Origin of the sequence: Musicola keenii (assembly GCF_014855505.1) — a bacterium.
In the GTDB taxonomy this organism is placed as follows: Bacteria; Pseudomonadota; Gammaproteobacteria; order Enterobacterales; family Enterobacteriaceae; genus Musicola; species Musicola paradisiaca.
This window is the reverse complement of record NZ_JAAWVW010000006.1, coordinates 172,029-189,454: the sequence shown is the minus strand read 5'-3', so window position 1 is coordinate 189,454 and position 17,426 is coordinate 172,029. Positions and strand designations below refer to the sequence as shown.

Genomic DNA, 17,426 nt, shown 5'->3' with positions numbered 1-17,426 from the left:
CGCGCGCGCGGGATCTCACACTGGCACGGTGATAATAAAACGGTGCCAGCCATGAACGAATTGCAACGACTGATTCAAAACCTGATTCGTATCGGCGTGGTCGAGGCGGTTGATCCCAAGAATGCAGTGTGCCGTGTAAAGACCGGTGGATTAACAACAGACTGGTTGCGCTGGATGACTATCCGTGCCGGGCGCGCTCGCACCTGGTGGAAGCCTTCACGGGGGGAACAGGTGTTGCTACTGGCGATCGGCGGCGAGTTGACCACTGCCCTTGTACTGCCCGCCATCTTTTCAAACGACAACCCGCCGCCGTCCGTCTCGGATGATGCGCTGGTGACGGTATTCCCAGACGGCGCACGCTTTGAGTACGAACCGGACGGCGGGCGGTTGCTGATTGATGGTGTGAAAGACGTCGTCATTAATGCCAGTGAGATGGTCATTAGCTCTGACATCACTATTAACGGTTCGGTCACGCACAGCGGCGGCGATATGACCTCTAACGGCGTTGTCGTGCATACACATCAGCATTCCGGCGTCCGGTCAGGTAGTGATAATTCCGGGGGGCCGGCATGAGTTATGTGGGGCTGAATGCTAGCACGGGGGCGGCGATCGCGGATGTCGATCATATTCGCCAGTCCGTCATCGATATTTTAACGACGCCCGTCGGATCGCGTCTGATGAGGCGTGAATACGGCTCCCGGTTGTTTTCGCTGATAGACCAACCGTTCAACGACGTGTTGCACCTGCGGATGATCTCTGCGGTGTACAGCGCTCTGATGCGCTGGGAGCCGCGGATTGTTCCAACACAGATTGTTATCGGGGTGCCGTCGGCCGGACATGCAACGATGACGATAACCGGGCGACGTATCGACAGTGACGCGCTGTTCAGTGCCGAGGTGACGCTATGACCGCGGTTGATTTGTCGCAATTGACAGCTCCGGACGTGGTTGAATCACTGGACTATGAAGCCCTGCTGGAAACCCGCAAGGCCGCCTTTCTCGCGCTTTACCCCGAGGATGAGCTAGCAGCGGTGGCGGCCGTGTTGGCGCTTGACTCTGAACCGATCGTCAAGTTGCTGCAGGAAAACGTCTATCGTGAAATCCTGTTGCGCCAGCGCATCAACGAGGCCGCCCGTGCGGTCATGCTCGCGTATGCCGCCGGCACCGATCTGGATCAGCTGGCTGCCAATCTCAATGTTGAACGTCTGACCGTTACCGCCGCAGACGACGCGGTTATTCCGACCATTGCGGCGGTGATGGAGTCGGACGCCGATCTGCGATCGCGCGCGCAATCTGCGTTCGAGGGGCTGAGTGTTGCCGGGCCCGTCGGAGCGTATGTGTATCACGCCCGCAGTGCGGACGGCCGCGTAGCGGATGCCACGGCTATCAGCCCCAGCCCCGCATCTGTGACGGTCACGGTGCTGTCAACGGAGGGGGACGGTACCGCGTCGGCGGATCTGCTGGCCGTTGTCGCTGCAGCGCTGAGTGACGAAGACGTCCGACCGGTGGGCGATCGGGTAACGGTTAATTCTGCGGCCGTCGTGAGTTATGCCATTGACGCGACGTTATATCTGTATCAGGGGCCGGAGGCGGAGGCGGTACGGTCTGCGGCAGAAACAAAACTGGCGGCGTATGTCAGCGCTCAGCATCGTTTGGGGCGTGATATTCGCCGCTCTGCCATCTTCGCCGCGCTGCATGTCGAAGGTGTTCAGCGTGTAGAGTTGGCGGTGCCAGCGACAGATCTCGTTCTGGATAAAACACAGGCGTCGTACTGTTCGGAATCGGCGTTAACGATGGAATATGTCGATGAGTAACCTATTGCCTGCTAATGCCTCAACGCTGGAGCGAAACGCCGCGACGGCGTGCGCCACGCTATCCGCTGTTCCCGTGACGTTACGCCAACTGTGGAACCCCGACACCTGCCCTGTGTCGTTTCTTCCGTATCTGGCGTGGGCGTTTTCGGTTGATCGCTGGGATGAGCGCTGGCCTGAGAAGGTGAAGCGCCAGGTCATTAAAGATGCGTTTTTTATCCATCGTCACAAAGGCACGCTAGGCGCTCTGCGCCGTGTCGTCGAACCGTTCGGCTACCTGATCCGTATTACTGAATGGTGGCAGACCGGCGGCGTACCCGGTACCTTCCGGCTGGATATCGGCGTGCAGGATGCGGGCATCACAGAAGAAACCTATCTGGAGCTTGAGCGCTTAATTGCGGATGCAAAGCCAGTGAGCCGGCACCTGCTGGGGCTAAATATCGTCATGGACTGCGCGGGTGAAATCCCGATTGCCGCCGGGCAGTACAGCGGCGATGCGCTGACCGTTTACCCCTATTTCCCCGAAACCATTACCACCACTGGCGCCGATGTGCGCGGTGTGGCGGTTCATCTTTCTGACAACGTGAGCGTAAACGCATGACAACCAAATACTACGCGATCCTGACCACCACCGGCGCGGCGTTGCTGGCAAACGCCACCGCACTTGGACGGCAACTATCGATTACACAAATGGCACTGGGCGACGGTGGCGGCGCATTGCCAACGCCTGACCCGGCACAAACCAAACTGGTCAATGAACGCCGCCGCGCGCCGCTCAATTCCCTGAGTATTGACCCGGCAAACCCCGGTCAGATTATTGCCGAGCAGGTTATCCCGGAGGACGAGGGCGGATGGTGGATCCGCGAAATCGGTTTATATGATGCCACTGGCAATCTGATTGCCGTCGCCAATTGCCCGGAAACCTACAAACCGCAGTTACAGGAAGGCTCCGGCCGAGTGCAGACGGTGCGCATGATTTTGATTGTCAGTAGTACCGATGCGGTCACGCTGAAAATCGACCCGTCGGTGGTGCTGGCAACGCGCAAGTATGTAGATACCAATGCGCTCGAGGTAACGACCCACGCCGATAACCTGATGGAGACGCATCTCGCCGATACCAATCCGCATAAACAATATGCGCCGATTGAAAGCCCAGCGTTGACCGGTACGCCTACGGCACCGACTGCGGCGGCTGGCGACCACTCGACGCAGTTGGCGACCACTGAGTTTGTCAAAAACAACGCAGTACCCATCTACGGTTCATTATCTGCCACAGATTTAAATGGGTTAACCGGCTCTCTCGCGGGGCGATACTGGCAGGGTTCCAGTCTAGGTGCCTCATTGGCATTACATTACCCAATCACAGAGGCTGGCTCGTTAGACGTTGAGAAAAATACGGCAAACAGCACAGAGGGGTGTACTCAGCGGTATACGACATACGGTCTAGGCAACCGACCCCGCATGTTTATACGTTCGTATAATCCTGCAACTCTCATCTGGGGCGAATGGCAGGAGCTGGCCTCACTATCCAGCCCGGCGTTTACCGGGCGTGTAAAAGTGACTGCCGACGGAGCCGGTGCCGTGTTGGTTAAGGCAGCCAGTGCTAATGCTGATGTGGGGATGACGTTACAGGCCAGTGATGGTTCTCAGATAGCGCAACTGACGTATGCCGCCGCCGGTGCTAATGCTCAGTTTTATAGCTATCGGGGTGGTAACAGTCTGGCGCTGATGGATGATGGGTCTATCTCTATCAAACCAAAATCTGGGCAGTCGCTGAGCATCAACGCACCGGTCGTCGTCACGGGCGACGGTAATCAAATCAATCTACAGCAGAAAACAGCAGCGCCGACGTCGGGGTCGTACATTCGGGCGATCAACAGTGACGGCGCGTTTTTGTGGATAGTCGGACGTAGCGAAAGCAACGGCTGGCTGGAACTGGGGGGCAAAGGGAGTAACCGCATCGCGCTGGCAGACAGCGGCGATATCACTATCGCCCCAGGAACCGGGAAAACCACAAAAATCACCAGCACCGTCACGCTCACCGCGCCGGCTGCGGGAGATAACAGCTCCGCCGCCATTACATCAGGCTGGTTCGCAGCAGAGATTGCCGGTATTCCGCTGCCCTGGCCGCAGGCGACCGCCCCGACCGGCTGGCTGAAATGCAACGGCCAGTCGTTTGATAAAACTACCTATCCAAAACTGGCGGCGGCGTACCCGTCGGGCACATTGCCGGATCTCCGTGGCGAGTTTATTCGTGGCTGGGATGACGGGCGTGGTGTGGATAGCGGGCGCACCATTGCCAGTAAACAGAGTGCGACCGCGTTACGAACTGGCGCAATGGATTACAACGGCAGCGATACGGATAGCACGAGCGTGTATATCGGGGTCGGGTATGCCGACGCGGACAGCTTGATGAGCACAATCGGATTTACAGATCAACGCTATCCCAATGGCGCCCTGATGGCTGGCGGTGCAGGAAAAGATAACGGCGTTTCTGGTACAGCCAGCAATACCGTATTTTCGGGCGGCGTAAACTGGATAACGGTGCGCCCCCGCAACGTCGCATTTAACTACATCGTGAGAGCTGCATAATGAGTGAGAAATATTCTGTTGCTGTAAAAGGCGCTGCGCTGGGTCAGAACGGGTTGGCTGAGCGGGCGGGTTGGCTGACGGTTTACCATGCCGACCCACTGACGCGCGAGTATATGGGCGCGAGCTATGAGTATCTGATGGTCGGTACAGGGTTGCCCGCCGACAGTTACGCCGACGCGCCCGACCTGCCGCCGGCGGGTCAGGCATTGCGGCGCTGCGCTGACGGCGAGGGATGGGAGCATGTCTCCGACTATCGTGGTCAGACTGCATACGGCACAGCCGACGGTAAACCGCAAACCGTGACCGCACTCGGTGAGCTGCCGGATGAGCTGACGCTGTTGGCGCCGACAACGGAGTACGATAAGTGGAGTGGATCCGCATGGGTAACGGACGCCGCCGCGCAACAGGCAGCGGCAACAGCAGAGGCGCAACGGGAACTGACGGCACGCAAATCGGTGGCAGCGGCACGGCTGGCAGAATTAACGTACGCGGTGGATCTGGAGATAGCGACGGAGGCTGAACAAAACGCGCTGACGGCATGGAAAACCTATCTGGTGCAATTGTCACGTATTGACACTGCCACCGCGCCGGATATCGACTGGCCCGAAATCCCAGCTGAATAGCTATCGCGCATAGCCGATTCTGGCGATGTAATAAGACCGAAAACGGCCCTGTGGGGCCGTTAGACTATCCCTTTTAATGTGCTGATTGTGTCCGTCACTGTGCTGCTAATGCTGTTTAATCCGCTGGTCGCGCTGCTGAGCGCGTCCAACATGGTGCTGATGTCCCCTGTCCCGCCCAGCATTTCCCGCAGATCTTCATTCACGCGCTCCAGGCTCAACGAAAATGAGATATGCCGTGCCTTGCCGTTGTCAAAAAACAGGCTGCGCGTTTCGTTGATACCGGTAATAACGTACATGCCGTAAATTCGCCCAGTGCCCTCAATCAGCGGCCAGGCTTTACCGGTGGATGCCATCGCGGTCAGCATCGAAAGAGACATATCGCCGCCGGTTATCTCCGGATATAGCTCGCCGGACAGGGTGACTTTATCGTCACCCGGCCCGACGTACTGATAGCGCGCGAACTTGCCCACGCGCTCGTTTTTAACGTGCCGCCACGTCAATTGCTGTTCAAGGGATTGGTACGGCGTTGTGCTGAGCATGAACGGGAATAATCCCAACATCATCATCATGGTTGTAGCTCCTAGGCTTCGGCGTGGTCGGTGAACTGTGCGCCACGCCGGCGTTGTTTGTTGCGCTCGATTGATTGGATTTCCTGCCGAATGCGTGCCGCCAGTTTGTTTTCGTCCAGTGCGCGCGCGTCGTTGATATTGATGTTAATGACGTAATTGTCAGTGTTTGCCATACCGGCAGACATCGCCGTTTTTATCTGTGCTGCAGCGGAATTGCTGACTGGCGTTGTCGCGGCAGCAGGCTGAACGGACAGCGGCGATGCTGGCGAGCCCGCGCCCGCCGCGCCTGATTTTGCCACGGCCGGTGCTGCGGCTACGGATGCGGCTATGCGCGGCTCGGCATAGCCGTTGCTCAGCAGCATGGCCGGTGGCAGGTTTTTGAAAACGATATCGCCGAGCCGGTTCGGATCCTTTGTTTCGGTTTCCGGCGTGGTCTCCTGGCCCTTGTCGCGTTTCAGCTCGTTGTGACCCGTGAGATCCAGTGCGCTGGCCAGTGGTTTTGGTGTTTCCTTCGGCTTGTTGTCATTTGCGGCGTCGCCCGCCTTGATGACAGCAGCATCCTCCTTTTTGGGCTGAGACGGTTTCCACTCCTCAGCCACCATTTTTTTCTGCTTCTCATCCCAGACGTACATCACCGGCTTTTTCGGCCCATCGCCTTTTTCCGGCATCGCATTATTCATCTGGTTTGCCGCCGCTGCGGCGGCGCTCGCGGCTTCCGGTATCACGCCGAGCTTTTCCAGTAACCAGCCGATCTCTGATGCCACTTTCAGGATGATGCTGACCAGCCCGTTGAGCGCTGCGCCGACCACGTTACCGAACGCCACGCCCGCGTTTTTGCAGGCTTCCAGATCCTGGGATGTTTGCTGCATTGGAGCGAACAGTTCTTTGAACCAGACCCACACACGACCTATCGCAAAACCGATGCTGTCAAAAATTGGCGACAGCGCCGCGAATGATGCTTTCAACGGCTCAAGGGCAGTCATCACGCCGGTGAAAAAACCGCTGAAAAACGCCTGAATGGGTTGCCAGTATTTGTAAATCAGCAGGCCCGCGCCGACTATTGCCATCCCGATTAAACTGATGGGACTAATCAGCAGCATGATCCCTGTGCGCAGCGCAGTGAAAACGCTCATACCGGCACTGCCCAGTGATGACAACCCGCCGCTGCCACTACCGCCGGACAGCGTGGAAATGCTCATGCGTAGTAGAGCCAGCGGCCCTAATACCGTGGCGGCTATCAGTGCTAGTGAGCCGAGCGCTGTTGCAAGCATACCGATCACGATAATAGCCCGTGCCATGACTGCAACCGCCTGAGGATGTGCGGCGATCCACTGTCTTACGCCATGCGTGAGCGACTGAAATGACGATAGTAGTTTCATTAGCTCTGGGCGTAGGGACTCGCCAACGTCGCTTACCGTGTTCTTTGTCATCGCTTTGAGCAGTAGCCACTGAGACGACAGTGAGTCTGCGTCAACAATGGACTCTTTACGCATTGACCCTTTTGATGCCGAGCCTTTGACTAGTTCCAGTTGGCGGTAAAGCTCTGGCAGGTTGCCAGCCAGTTTTCCGGCGTTTTTACCGAATTCCTTGCCGAATATTCTGGTTAATACGGGGGTTTGTTCAGACTCAGGTAGTTTTTTTACTGCCTCCAGCACGGTGATGATGGTGCCCATCGCGTCCTTGGACATATTTTGCTGGATCTTTTTCGCACTCAGTCCGAGCTTGTTCAGTCCCTCTAAAAAGTTGTCGCCCTGCATCGTGGCGATAGACAGCTCTCGCACCATGGCGTTGGTGGCACTGGCCGCAATCTCGGGGGCGTCACCGAGTGTGAGGAATGTCGAGCCCAGCGCCGCCGCGTTTTTATACCCCAGTTGATCGGCAACGCCACCGACGCGCTTCATTACATCAATGATCTCGCTACCCTTGGATTTTGCGTTGTCGTCCAGGTAGTTAATCGTGTCGCCCAACCGCTCAATGTCCTGCGTGGGGATTTTATAGAGTCCAGCAATCTTACCGAGGTCTTCTGACAGTTGCTCGGCGGGCAGTTCAAACGCTTTGGCCGCCATCGCGGCAGTGTCTGCGAACGCCAGTAGGTCGGCTTTTTGTTTTTCAAACGGGTCATCATTGTTTGTAACCCCCATTCGCGCACCGCCCTCCACCAGTGCGGCGTAATCGATAGCGCCGTTTTGCAATGGCATCACTTCTGAGCGCGCCTGTATCGCGCTTTGCATTTCTTTGTAATGAATGGTGCGCTGATTGTTGTCATCCAACAGGCCGTTGACCTGTTTCGCGACGCCTTTCATAGCGTCTTCCGTGCCGGAATAGGTAGCCACTGACGCAATAGCTGGTGCGAGTGTCGCCGCGCCAACGGCCAGCGCCTTGCCGCCCGTATCCTTTAACTTCTCCTGCGTGGCTTTGGCTTTGTCGTAGCGTTGCTGTGCCTCGCTTGCAGTGGCTAATCGGCGCTGTTGCTCGGTCAGTTGCTGGTTATAGCGGGCGGTGGCCTGGCTGATTTGATCGGTGGCGCTCTTGCTGCGGTCGAGCGCGACGCCATGCTGACCGATGGCCGTCGTGATCTGCGTGAGTTTCTGTTGCTCTGTAGAGTGAGCGCGCGACAGCTGAGCGATAACCGAACGCTGTTTCTCCAGTGCTGCTGTTTGTTCGTCTGTGCGACCCTTTAGCGGGCCGTATGCCGCGCGCATGGCGGCCGCCTGCGATTTGGCGGCTTCCAGTTCGCGTGCGGTTTTATTGCTTGCGGTACTCAGGCGATCAAAGCTGCTGGCTTGCCGCTCCAGGTCTTTGAGTGTGGATTGCGTGGCTTTGATTTGTGCGGCCAGCGCCGCCGTGCTGTTCCGTGCAGAACCGGCGGCGGCGCTGATGCCGTTAGTGGCACCAAAGGCCACTTTGATGTTGAGGTTGCGATCTGTCATTCCGGGGTTCCGCTTCGCGCGGCCGCCCGGCTCCGCCATGCGATCAGATCACTGATCGTCATGTCGTACATGGCCGACGGCGGCCAATGGAAAATGGCGGCGATGTCTGCCATTGGGTCTTCAATGCACTCAAACGGGCATTGTGTTATTCGGCTACCGTCTCCGGCTCGGTCGGTGCCGAATTCGGCCGCAAAAAAGTGGCCACCGCGTTAGCAAACTGGCAAAAGTCCCAGACGTCCATATGGCGCAATTCATCCTGCGTCAGTGCCGGGCTAGTGACGCGCGGGATCAGTGTCATCAGTGCGTCAACGTCGGACGTCATCACATCGTAGACTTTCAGCCCGCGCAGGCTGCCGGCCTGTTTCAGCGAATCGGTGATGATGACGGTGGTTACATCGCCGCCGGAACGGGTGAGTGGGGTTTGCAACGTAATAGTCTGTGGCATGGTTATCTCCGGTTAAAAATAGTTTCGGTTCGGTTCGTGTATGGGGCGGATTACAGCCCCATATTGGCGCGGTGCTGTTCCATGAGGTCAGTGCCGCCGACTTTAAACACGGCGTTGAGTACATCCACTTCAATCACGTCGTCACTAGCGATCGTCAGCTTGTAGTACGTGTTTTTGAGCGTGAACTTGCACGTTGAGTCATCACCCATTTTTGCCGAGCCGGTATCAATCTCCGTGTACCGTCCGCGCGTTTGTACCTCGACGGAAATGATTTCGCCGGTGTCGTCCGACTGGTACGAGCCGGAAAAACGCAATTGAATGGCGTCAGCAGCGGCAGAGCCGTATTTTTTCAGCAGTTGGGCGTCAATGCCGCCTAACGTTAGCTCCATATCCAGTGCGCCCGCTTCCATTCCGAGATCGATTGCGACGCTGCCGGGCATCCCGCCGCCCTGATAATCCTCTGTTTTGCGGCTGAGCTTGGGCAGCGTCAGTTCCGGGATCATGCCGAGATAGCTGTCGCCATCGATAAACATGTTGAAATACTTAAGTTTCTTAGGCAGCGCCATGATCAGCCCCCGAACGTGTTAGCGAATGTGGCGTAATACTCGTCCGTGAATTCCTGTACCAGATCCAGGTGTTCCAGTGGCGGAACGGGCGAGTAGTTGTATTTGATGGTTAGCTTGCCAGTGCGCAGTGTTTCGCTGGTGTTGGCGTCGGTCTCATACCAGCACTTTGCGCCCAGCAGTTTTCCCGCCGTGACCAGCGCCGACAGCTTTTTGTTGATGCCGTCGATAGTGTCTTTTGCCAGGGATGGCGTCAGCGGTTTGTCGATATATGAAAAATGCGCCTCGGCGACGGTATCCGCCAGAATTTGTGCGGTTCGGGTGTAGCTTTCAAAAATATACGTTTCGGTATCACAGGTTCGTGAGCCCCAGAATCGGAAGCCGTTCTGTTTGATCAGCGTAGTAACCGCGTTGCTGTTCAGGTAGTCCGCATCGCTGTCGATGCTTTGCAACGAAAAATACACATCCTTGCTGATGCCCAGCACGTTATCCACCGCAACGTTGGACAGCACTTTGTGCCAGCCCTGTTCCTCGTCGAGTTTGGCGCGCAGACCGAGCGCATACGCCACCGCCGGCGCGGTTTCGTTACTGCCTGAATGGCTGTTGTACGCGATCCAGTCCGGCCAGAGAATCATTAGCTCACGCTGTGAAAAATTTTTGCGATACGCGACTGCGTCCGCCATCGTGCTGCAGTTGTACGCGGCGGCATACGCGAACGCGCGGAGTTTCTCTGCAATGACGACTAATTGTGCGGTGACGGGTTGCGAATCCAAATCGGGAACGCCGAGTATACGCGGGCGGTAGCCTACTCGCGCCTCTGCGGTCAGCAGTGCATACAACCCGGTATAACGCCCGTTTGCGTCCGTGCCGCCGATAACCAGCTGATCCTGCGTCGGTGCGGTTTCGCCGTTGGCGGCCGAAATGTTGCTGGCATCGGCGACGCGCACAACGATGGTGTACGGGCTGGTCTGGTCAGAAATCGCTTTCAGCGTTTTATACAGCGTGCCGGTTTTGCCCGCTTTGCCGAGCACTTTGGCCACGCGCGTCAGCAAAACCGGCTCGTTTAGGGGGAATGTGCTGGCGTCGGCATCATCAGCGGTACAGACCACGCCGATCACTGCCGACTGGATATCGGTGATGATGGTGCTGAGGTCGGTCGATTCGCCAACGCTGACGCCGTGGTGATAGGTATCACTCATGTCATAGCCTCGATCTGTCAAATGTCCGTCATCATCATCGCTGTCGTTCAGCTCACACGCACGGCGTTTGCGGTGTCGCGGGTCGGCGACAATCGACGGGCGTCGTTGTTACGCGCGCGCGCAGTCAAAATGGGGCATCAATACAGAGCGGCGGAGCAGCATGTCAGACATTATCAGCAGTGCGATCAGCGACATTTCAGACCGGCTGGGCGATTACTCGCCACGCCCGGCGTTTTTAATTCGCCTCGGCGGCGACCAGATAACGGAACTCAACAATCGCGTGATGTCGCTGACGTTGACAGACAATCGGGGATTTGAGGCGGACACACTGGAAATTACGCTGGACGACGCGGATGGAAAACTGTCGTTGCCGGACAGGGGGGCGAAATTGCGTGTCGCGCTAGGCTGGCAGGGTGAGCCGCTGATCGATAAAGGGGTTTTCACTGTAGACGAAATCACGCATCAGGGGCCGCCTGATCAGTTGATTGTCAGCGCCCGCAGCGCGGATTTTAGAAACACATTCAACGTGCGGCGCGAATACAGCTGGCACAACGTTACTGTTGAGCAGGTCGTGTCTGCGATAGCGAAACGGTACGGGCTGAAAGCGGGTGTGTCGGCACATCTGGCAAAGCTGGAGATCGATCACGCCGACCAGACCAATGAGTCTGATATCTCGTTCCTCACGCGCATGGCGGAAATGGTCGGCGCAGTGGCAACGGTGAAAAACGGCATGCTGTTATTTTTTGTGCCGGGCCAATCGCTGTCACAAAGTGGTAAGCCGTTGCCTGTCATTACTATCACTCGAAGCGGTGGCGACCGTCACTCATTCCGTGTCGCTGACAGGGATGCGTACACCGGCGTGACCGCATATTGGCTGGATTTGAACTTCGGTAAAACAAAGCCGAAAAAAGTCAGGCGTCGTCGCAGGACAACGGCCAGAACGGCAACAAAAAAGAAAAAAGAGCCTGCATCGAGCGCGAGGGAGGGTGGCTATCTTGTCGGCACAGATGGCAACGTGTTTGTGATGCGAAAGACGTTCAAGACCGAGCGAGCGGCCCGCATCGCTGCAGATGCGCACTGGCGTAAACTCCAGCGCGGCGCGGCGGAATTTAACATGACGCTGGCTCGCGGGCGCGCTGATCTGTATCCGGAACTTCATGCAAGAATGTCGGGGTTTAAACTGGCGATTGACACGGCTGACTGGGTGATTACGCGCTGTATGCATGAAATCGGCAGCAGCGGATTTACTACATCGCTGGAATTTGAAGTGAGGATTACAGACTGGAATATTAAGGAACCGGAAGATGATACAGTTGATGATGACGACGACTAATATTCATCAGAGTTTGTTGTCGAGAGTGACGTTTAAGCTGCCACAGTGATAATTACTGCCCCGCTTTGCGGGGAGGTAATTCTAAATTAGTGTATTTTTTATTCTGATATTTACCAACTGTGTATAATGATGGTGTTGACAACCACACTGGGGAAATATCATGGCGCTCAAATGTCCAAAATGCCGCGCAACTGCCAAAACCCGAACTAGCGTTGAAATAACAGAGCTGACAAGGCGTAGTTATCATCAGTGTCAAAATATGCTGTGTGGGCACTGTTTTACTAGCACGACATATATAGACGGTTCATTAAATGACACTCGACCTGCGCCCGGAGCTTGTGTCCCCTCCAGTGTTTTTCCCCGTAGTCATCTGGGAGAGAATCAGTTAGATTTATTAATCTAACGATTGTTATCTACTCCGCGATTTGCGGAAATTCATGTATATCGACGGAATTTTATTTATGAATCGAGCTATAAAAACGATATTAGTCATGACTCTGGGGGTGGGCTTTAATGCGGGTGCGGCGCACCTAACGGGCGATTATCCGGTTTGTATTTCAGAAGATGCGTTTGAAAGATTGTCGGCAATTCTGCGTCATAAAGACCGGCCGGCGTATGACAAGATAATGAAAACTGAATGCACGCCTGTAAAGGCGGGGCTGCCTATAGATGATGTTGTGTCGCTGGGGACATTTAGCGGAGTGGCCCACGTCAAGATCTATGCGGGTGGGCGGCTCATCGACCTCTGGACGAATACAGAAAACGTGACCGCAAAAGGTGAGTAGGGCGTCATAGCTTGATAATCGATAAACCCGCATGGTGAGCCGCTGCGGGTTTTTTTATGAAATTACATCGCCATTTTATCGCCACCCTTGGCGATATAAATAAGAAGACCACCGCGAAAGGTGGCCTAATAATATGATTCTAAAGCTAAAATCTGGTGGCCCCTGTTGGGTTTGAACCAACGACCAAGCGATTATGAGTCGCCTGCTCTAACCACTGAGCTAAGGGGCCGGGTGGCTGCCGATTATAGGGTAATCGGCAAAGTCAGGTCTATAGCCGCGTAGTCATATGCTCGTTTTCTATGCAGTACAGATCGTTGTTCTGATTCATGAATCCCGGTTATCAAGCCGCAGATAGACTCTGTTGCCCGAATAGCGATGCTATGAACATAAAAAACCCCGGAGGACCGGGGTTTTTTCTCGTAGACAAAAGAATATCGATATTAGTCGTCCAGGAAGCTACGCAGCACTTCGGAGCGGCTCGGATGACGCAGTTTACGCAGTGCCTTAGCTTCAATCTGACGGATACGTTCACGGGTAACGTCAAACTGTTTGCCCACTTCTTCCAGCGTGTGGTCGGTGTTCATGTCGATACCGAAACGCATGCGTAACACCTTCGCTTCGCGAGCCGTCAAACCGGCCAGCACGTCATGGGTGGCGGAACGCAGGCTTTCCGAGGTTGCGGAATCCAGCGGCAGTTCCAGCGTGGTATCCTCAATGAAATCGCCCAAATGCGAATCTTCATCGTCGCCAATCGGCGTTTCCATGGAGATCGGCTCTTTGGCGATTTTCAGCACCTTGCGGATCTTGTCTTCCGGCATCAGCATGCGTTCGGCCAGTTCTTCCGGGGTAGGCTCACGGCCCATTTCCTGCAGCATCTGACGGGAAATACGGTTGAGTTTGTTGATGGTCTCAATCATATGCACCGGAATACGGATGGTGCGCGCCTGATCCGCAATGGAACGAGTGATTGCCTGCCGAATCCACCAGGTGGCGTAAGTGGAGAACTTGTAGCCACGACGGTATTCGAACTTATCTACTGCTTTCATCAGGCCAATGTTGCCTTCCTGAATCAGATCCAGGAACTGAAGGCCGCGGTTGGTGTATTTCTTGGCAATCGAAATAACCAGACGCAAGTTGGCTTCCACCATCTCTTTCTTGGCGCGACGCGCTTTGGCTTCACCAATCGACATACGGCGGTTGATGTCTTTTACCTGTTCGATGGTCAGGCCGGTTTCTTCCTCAATCTGCTGAAGTTTCAGCAGGCTGCGTTCAACATCTTCGGTAACTTCACGCAGTTTTTCAGACCAGGGCTTACCCATCGCCAGCGCAGCTTCGAACCATTTGATGCTGGTTTCGTTGCCGGTGAACATGGTCATGAAGTTTTTCTTCGGCATTTTGCATTGCTCAACGCACAGCTTCATGATCAAACGTTCCTGTGTGCGGACACGATCCATCATGGAACGCATGCTGTTGACCAGCAGATCGAACTGTTTCGGTACTAGACGGAACTGTTTGAAGACTTCGGACAACTTGTTGATCTCGTCGATCGCGGACTGATGGCTGCGGCCATGCGCCTTGATGCTCAGACGAGTCGCTTCGTACTGTTCACGCAATTCGGTGAATTTTTGGCGGGCCAGCTCCGGGTCGATGCTGTTATCGTCATCGCTATCGGAGTTATCGCCGTCTTCTTCTTCTTCTTCGTCTTCTTCGTCTTCAATCTCTTCGCCTTCCAGTTCAGTGCTTTCAGGCGCTGCGGCGGCCAGATCCTCTTCTGCATTGGGATCGACAAAGCCGGTGATGAGATCGGATAGACGGCTTTCACCGGCTTCAACGCGATCGTACTGATCAAGCAGGTAGGTGATCGCTTCCGGATATTCGGCTACGGAGCACTGTACCTGATTGATGCCGTCTTCGATGCGTTTGGCGATATCGATTTCTCCTTCACGAGTCAGGAGTTCGACGGTCCCCATTTCACGCATATACATACGTACCGGGTCGGTGGTGCGCCCGATTTCAGATTCTACGCTGGATAGCACCTGCGCTGCTGCTTCTGCGGCATCTTCATCGGCGGTGTTCTCAGCCAGCATAAGATCATCGGCATCCGGCGCTTCCTCCATTACCTGGATGCCCATGTCATTAATCATCTGGATGATGTCTTCGATCTGATCGGAGTCGATGATATCTTCCGGCAGATGGTCATTGACCTCAGCATAGGTCAGATAGCCTTGCTCCTTACCACGAGTGACAAGTAGCTTGAGCTGTGACTGCGGGTTTTGCTCCATAAGACGATATCCACACTTCAGAATATTGAGGTTGGTGTTGGTTAGCGTAAAGCACTAACAATAACATTAGGGGTAATTTTATTATCGCCGTTGCCCCTGAACGGCACTCTGTAGGGCTCGACCCTACTATTTATCGGCAGTTAAGCCTCGGGTAATCAGTTTTTCCTGGTCAGCGCCAACTGCAGTGACCAAAGTTCTTTGCGCTCTTGGGCATTCAGCCCGTGGGTTCTGTCGCGGGCGATCAGCGCTTCCAGCCGTTGTTGCAACAATTGATCGTAAAGCTCTGCCAGACTGATTCTAAATTTTTCTTCGAGCTCTTCTTCTTCGATCATATGGTCCCAGGACGCCAGAGTTTCAAGCTGTCTGCGGTATGGGCTGTCACGATATTTTTCCAGTAACAATCCCATACTCATTCCTGGGCTTTCGCTGCAGGTTTTCACCACATCCAGAAACAGGCTCAGCCCGGGCATTCGGTTTTCTTCAATGCCTTCCAGAGAAAGATCCGGCACTTCTGCCGACAGTCTCGGATGTTGCACTAAAAGTCCTATCAGTATACGCATAGTTGTGACTTTTAGCCGGGGAGGCTGGTAGGACGACGTCTGCTCGGAGATCCTGGGCATCAGTCGATCAAGTTGGCTGTCATCCAACAACCCCAGCTTTTGCCCCAGTTGCTGACGCAGATACAGACGCAGCGTTTCGCCGGGAACCTGACTTATCAACGGCAGCGCCAGCGTACTGAGCTTGGCCCGACCGTCTGGGGTGCTCATATCTACCTGCTGCAACAATGTATCGAACAAAAACGCCGATAGCGGCATAGCCTGTTCGATACGCTGTTCAAATGCTGCTTTTCCCTCTTTACGCACCAGCGTATCTGGATCTTCGCCATCCGGCAGGAACATAAAACGCAATTGCCGACCGTCATCCAGATAGGGAAGCGCCGTCTCCAGCGCACGCCATGCCGCATCGCGACCGGCTCTGTCTCCGTCATAGCAACAAACGACCTGGTCTGTGGCGCGGAAGAGTAACTGAATGTGATCAGCCGTGGTCGATGTTCCCAACGATGCCACCGCATAGTCGACGCCAAATTGAGCCAGCGCCACTACATCCATATAGCCTTCTACAACCAGAAGCTTTTTCAGATCCGGATGTTTCTGCTGTGATTCATAAAGGCCGTACAACTGCCGCCCTTTATGGAAAACCTCTGTTTCCGGCGAGTTAAGGTATTTGGGCGTGCCGTCTCCCATAACCCGGCCGCCAAACGCAATGACCCGACCGCGTTTATCACGAATAGGGAACATGACTCGATCGCGGAAACGATCATAGCTGCGCCCTTGTTCGTTCGTTACCAGCATGCCTGCATCCGTCAACGTACTGCGGTCTTCACTGCTTCTACCGAAGCGTTTTAGTACGTTGTCCCAACCCGCTGGCGTACAGCCAATAGCAAACTGTTTGATGACATCATCACTCAGACCGCGTTTGTTCAGGTATTCTCTGGCAGCACGCCCGGCCGGTTGGTCAAGAGTTTGCTGGTAAAACACGCTCAACTGCGCCATGAGCTCATAAAGGCTTTGTCGCTGATGGCGTTCTAGCTGACTTGGCCCGGTTCCAGCTTCGTAAGGCACTTCGAGGCCATGCATAGCCGCCAGTTCTTCAATGCTTTCAACAAATTCCAGACGATCATAATTCATCAGGAAATCAATGGCATTGCCGTGAGCGCCACACCCAAAGCAGTGATAGAACTGTTTGTCACCATTAACAGTGAATGACGGGGTTTTTTCATGGTGGAACGGACAACACGCATGATAATTCTTGCCCTGCTTTTTCAGCTTCACTCGTGCATCGATCAGATCGACGATATCGGTGCGAGCCAGCAGGTCATTAATGAATACGCGCGGAATACGTCCAGCCATAAGCCCCTGTCATAGCTTATAAACGACAATAAGCCGCGCATTCCTTTCGGAAAGCACGGCCTTCGTATGCAACTGCTAAGTCTGCGGATTAATCACGCGGAGGGGCAAACCCCAGAAAATTAATACAGACGAGTGCGGCGTGCGTTTTCTCGAGCCAGCTTCTTGGCATGACGCTTAACAGCAGAAGCTTTTGCGCGTTTACGTTCAGTAGTCGGTTTTTCATAGAACTCACGACGACGAACTTCAGCCAATACACCTGCTTTTTCACAGGAACGCTTGAAGCGACGCAGAGCTACGTCGAACGGCTCGTTTTCACGTACTTTAATTACCGGCATGTGCCTCTCACCTCAATAAATCGGTATGTTGCTGGCCTGTGCCAGCCTTT

General features: G+C 55.0%; 18 protein-coding genes and 1 tRNA gene. 9 read left to right on the top strand and 10 right to left on the bottom strand.

Annotated elements, in window-relative coordinates:
- Positions 1 to 51 precede the first annotated feature (51 nt).
- From HEP82_RS08635 to HEP82_RS08610, 6 genes are read left to right on the top strand one after another with little or no spacing between them, the layout of a single operon-like run.
- Complete coding sequence (locus HEP82_RS08635; protein ID WP_192457703.1) at positions 52 to 573, top strand: phage baseplate assembly protein V; 522 nt, start codon at positions 52 to 54, stop codon at positions 571 to 573.
- Entirely contained in the window at positions 570 to 908 is a 339-nt protein-coding gene (locus HEP82_RS08630) for a GPW/gp25 family protein (RefSeq protein WP_192457702.1), read from the top strand. The genes HEP82_RS08635 and HEP82_RS08630 overlap by 4 nt, the downstream gene beginning before the upstream one ends.
- Positions 905 to 1,813 carry a baseplate J/gp47 family protein gene (locus tag HEP82_RS08625; RefSeq protein WP_192457701.1) on the top strand — a complete coding sequence of 303 codons (909 nt, stop codon included), beginning with the start codon at positions 905 to 907 and terminating at the stop codon, positions 1,811 to 1,813. Before HEP82_RS08630 ends, HEP82_RS08625 begins: the two co-directional genes overlap by 4 nt.
- Positions 1,800 to 2,411 (top strand): phage tail protein I, encoded by a 612-nt coding sequence (locus HEP82_RS08620; protein WP_192457700.1) that lies wholly within the window; start codon positions 1,800 to 1,802, stop codon positions 2,409 to 2,411. Before HEP82_RS08625 ends, HEP82_RS08620 begins: the two co-directional genes overlap by 14 nt.
- Complete coding sequence (locus tag HEP82_RS08615; RefSeq protein WP_192457699.1) at positions 2,408 to 4,402, top strand: phage tail-collar fiber domain-containing protein; 1,995 nt, start codon at positions 2,408 to 2,410, stop codon at positions 4,400 to 4,402. The genes HEP82_RS08620 and HEP82_RS08615 overlap by 4 nt, the downstream gene beginning before the upstream one ends.
- Positions 4,402 to 5,025 (top strand): tail fiber assembly protein, encoded by a 624-nt coding sequence (locus HEP82_RS08610; RefSeq protein WP_192457698.1) that lies wholly within the window; start codon positions 4,402 to 4,404, stop codon positions 5,023 to 5,025. The genes HEP82_RS08615 and HEP82_RS08610 overlap by 1 nt, the downstream gene beginning before the upstream one ends.
- A 59-nt stretch (positions 5,026 to 5,084) precedes the next feature.
- On the opposite strand, the gene HEP82_RS08605 is transcribed toward HEP82_RS08610, so the two are convergent.
- The 6 genes from HEP82_RS08605 to HEP82_RS08580 are packed head-to-tail and all read right to left on the bottom strand — an operon-like array spanning position 5,085 to position 10,731.
- Entirely contained in the window at positions 5,085 to 5,594 is a 510-nt protein-coding gene (locus HEP82_RS08605; RefSeq protein ID WP_192457697.1) for a phage tail protein, read from the bottom strand.
- Between the two features lie 11 nt (positions 5,595 to 5,605).
- Positions 5,606 to 8,524 carry a phage tail tape measure protein gene (locus tag HEP82_RS08600; RefSeq protein ID WP_192457696.1) on the bottom strand — a complete coding sequence of 973 codons (2,919 nt, stop codon included), beginning with the start codon at positions 8,522 to 8,524 and terminating at the stop codon, positions 5,606 to 5,608.
- A complete protein-coding gene (locus HEP82_RS08595; protein ID WP_072143192.1) occupies positions 8,521 to 8,637 on the bottom strand; it encodes a GpE family phage tail protein in 117 nt (38 codons plus the stop codon). Before HEP82_RS08595 ends, HEP82_RS08600 begins: the two co-directional genes overlap by 4 nt.
- Before the next feature lie 32 nt (positions 8,638 to 8,669).
- Positions 8,670 to 8,969: a phage tail assembly protein gene (locus HEP82_RS08590; protein ID WP_192457695.1), complete on the bottom strand. Its 300-nt coding sequence runs from the start codon at positions 8,967 to 8,969 to the stop codon at positions 8,670 to 8,672.
- A 50-nt stretch (positions 8,970 to 9,019) separates the two neighbouring features.
- On the bottom strand, positions 9,020 to 9,535 hold the full coding sequence (locus HEP82_RS08585; RefSeq protein ID WP_192457694.1) for a phage major tail tube protein: 516 nt from the start codon (positions 9,533 to 9,535) through the stop codon (positions 9,020 to 9,022).
- Between the two features lie 2 nt (positions 9,536 to 9,537).
- Positions 9,538 to 10,731: a phage tail sheath subtilisin-like domain-containing protein gene (locus HEP82_RS08580; protein WP_192457693.1), complete on the bottom strand. Its 1,194-nt coding sequence runs from the start codon at positions 10,729 to 10,731 to the stop codon at positions 9,538 to 9,540.
- Between the two features lie 160 nt (positions 10,732 to 10,891).
- On the opposite strand from HEP82_RS08580, the gene HEP82_RS08575 reads away from it, so the two are divergent.
- The 3 genes from HEP82_RS08575 (at position 10,892) to HEP82_RS08565 (ending at position 12,849) form a co-directional block, all read left to right on the top strand.
- Positions 10,892 to 12,064: a phage late control D family protein gene (locus tag HEP82_RS08575; protein ID WP_192457692.1), complete on the top strand. Its 1,173-nt coding sequence runs from the start codon at positions 10,892 to 10,894 to the stop codon at positions 12,062 to 12,064.
- Between the two features lie 160 nt (positions 12,065 to 12,224).
- Positions 12,225 to 12,467 carry an ogr/Delta-like zinc finger family protein gene (locus HEP82_RS08570; RefSeq protein ID WP_072143205.1) on the top strand — a complete coding sequence of 81 codons (243 nt, stop codon included), beginning with the start codon at positions 12,225 to 12,227 and terminating at the stop codon, positions 12,465 to 12,467.
- A 34-nt stretch (positions 12,468 to 12,501) separates the two neighbouring features.
- Entirely contained in the window at positions 12,502 to 12,849 is a 348-nt protein-coding gene (locus HEP82_RS08565; RefSeq protein ID WP_225622383.1) for a hypothetical protein, read from the top strand.
- A 153-nt stretch (positions 12,850 to 13,002) separates the two neighbouring features.
- Here the strand turns inward: HEP82_RS08565 and HEP82_RS08560 are convergent.
- The 4 genes from HEP82_RS08560 to rpsU all read right to left on the bottom strand — a co-directional run bounded on the left by HEP82_RS08560 (position 13,003) and on the right by rpsU (position 17,376).
- Positions 13,003 to 13,078 (bottom strand) — tRNA-Ile (locus tag HEP82_RS08560).
- 211 nt (positions 13,079 to 13,289) lie between these two features.
- Positions 13,290 to 15,131 (bottom strand): RNA polymerase sigma factor RpoD, encoded by a 1,842-nt coding sequence (gene rpoD / locus HEP82_RS08555; RefSeq protein WP_192457691.1) that lies wholly within the window; start codon positions 15,129 to 15,131, stop codon positions 13,290 to 13,292.
- Positions 15,132 to 15,286: 155 nt separating this feature from the next.
- Positions 15,287 to 17,041 (bottom strand): DNA primase, encoded by a 1,755-nt coding sequence (gene dnaG, locus HEP82_RS08550; RefSeq protein ID WP_192457690.1) that lies wholly within the window; start codon positions 17,039 to 17,041, stop codon positions 15,287 to 15,289.
- Between the two features lie 119 nt (positions 17,042 to 17,160).
- Positions 17,161 to 17,376: a 30S ribosomal protein S21 gene (gene rpsU / locus HEP82_RS08545; protein ID WP_001144069.1), complete on the bottom strand. Its 216-nt coding sequence runs from the start codon at positions 17,374 to 17,376 to the stop codon at positions 17,161 to 17,163.
- Between the last annotated feature and the right edge of the window lie 50 nt (positions 17,377 to 17,426).

Excerpts from the sequence above, each read along its gene's own strand:
- HEP82_RS08635 (WP_192457703.1), top strand. The coding sequence starts at position 52 with ATGAACGAATTGCAACGACTGATTCAAAACCTGATTCGTATCGGCGTG.
- HEP82_RS08630 (WP_192457702.1), top strand. The coding sequence starts at position 570 with ATGAGTTATGTGGGGCTGAATGCTAGCACGGGGGCGGCGATCGCGGAT.
- HEP82_RS08625 (WP_192457701.1), top strand. The coding sequence starts at position 905 with ATGACCGCGGTTGATTTGTCGCAATTGACAGCTCCGGACGTGGTTGAA.
- HEP82_RS08620 (WP_192457700.1), top strand. The coding sequence starts at position 1,800 with ATGTCGATGAGTAACCTATTGCCTGCTAATGCCTCAACGCTGGAGCGA.
- HEP82_RS08615 (WP_192457699.1), top strand. The coding sequence starts at position 2,408 with ATGACAACCAAATACTACGCGATCCTGACCACCACCGGCGCGGCGTTG.
- HEP82_RS08610 (WP_192457698.1), top strand. The coding sequence starts at position 4,402 with ATGAGTGAGAAATATTCTGTTGCTGTAAAAGGCGCTGCGCTGGGTCAG.
- HEP82_RS08605 (WP_192457697.1), bottom strand. The coding sequence starts at position 5,594 with ATGATGATGATGTTGGGATTATTCCCGTTCATGCTCAGCACAACGCCG.
- HEP82_RS08600 (WP_192457696.1), bottom strand. The coding sequence starts at position 8,524 with ATGACAGATCGCAACCTCAACATCAAAGTGGCCTTTGGTGCCACTAAC.
- HEP82_RS08595 (WP_072143192.1), bottom strand. The coding sequence starts at position 8,637 with ATGGCAGACATCGCCGCCATTTTCCATTGGCCGCCGTCGGCCATGTAC.
- HEP82_RS08590 (WP_192457695.1), bottom strand. The coding sequence starts at position 8,969 with ATGCCACAGACTATTACGTTGCAAACCCCACTCACCCGTTCCGGCGGC.
- HEP82_RS08585 (WP_192457694.1), bottom strand. The coding sequence starts at position 9,535 with ATGGCGCTGCCTAAGAAACTTAAGTATTTCAACATGTTTATCGATGGC.
- HEP82_RS08580 (WP_192457693.1), bottom strand. The coding sequence starts at position 10,731 with ATGAGTGATACCTATCACCACGGCGTCAGCGTTGGCGAATCGACCGAC.
- HEP82_RS08575 (WP_192457692.1), top strand. The coding sequence starts at position 10,892 with ATGTCAGACATTATCAGCAGTGCGATCAGCGACATTTCAGACCGGCTG.
- HEP82_RS08570 (WP_072143205.1), top strand. The coding sequence starts at position 12,225 with ATGGCGCTCAAATGTCCAAAATGCCGCGCAACTGCCAAAACCCGAACT.
- HEP82_RS08565 (WP_225622383.1), top strand. The coding sequence starts at position 12,502 with ATGTATATCGACGGAATTTTATTTATGAATCGAGCTATAAAAACGATA.
- rpoD (WP_192457691.1), bottom strand. The coding sequence starts at position 15,131 with ATGGAGCAAAACCCGCAGTCACAGCTCAAGCTACTTGTCACTCGTGGT.
- dnaG (WP_192457690.1), bottom strand. The coding sequence starts at position 17,041 with ATGGCTGGACGTATTCCGCGCGTATTCATTAATGACCTGCTGGCTCGC.
- rpsU (WP_001144069.1), bottom strand. The coding sequence starts at position 17,376 with ATGCCGGTAATTAAAGTACGTGAAAACGAGCCGTTCGACGTAGCTCTG.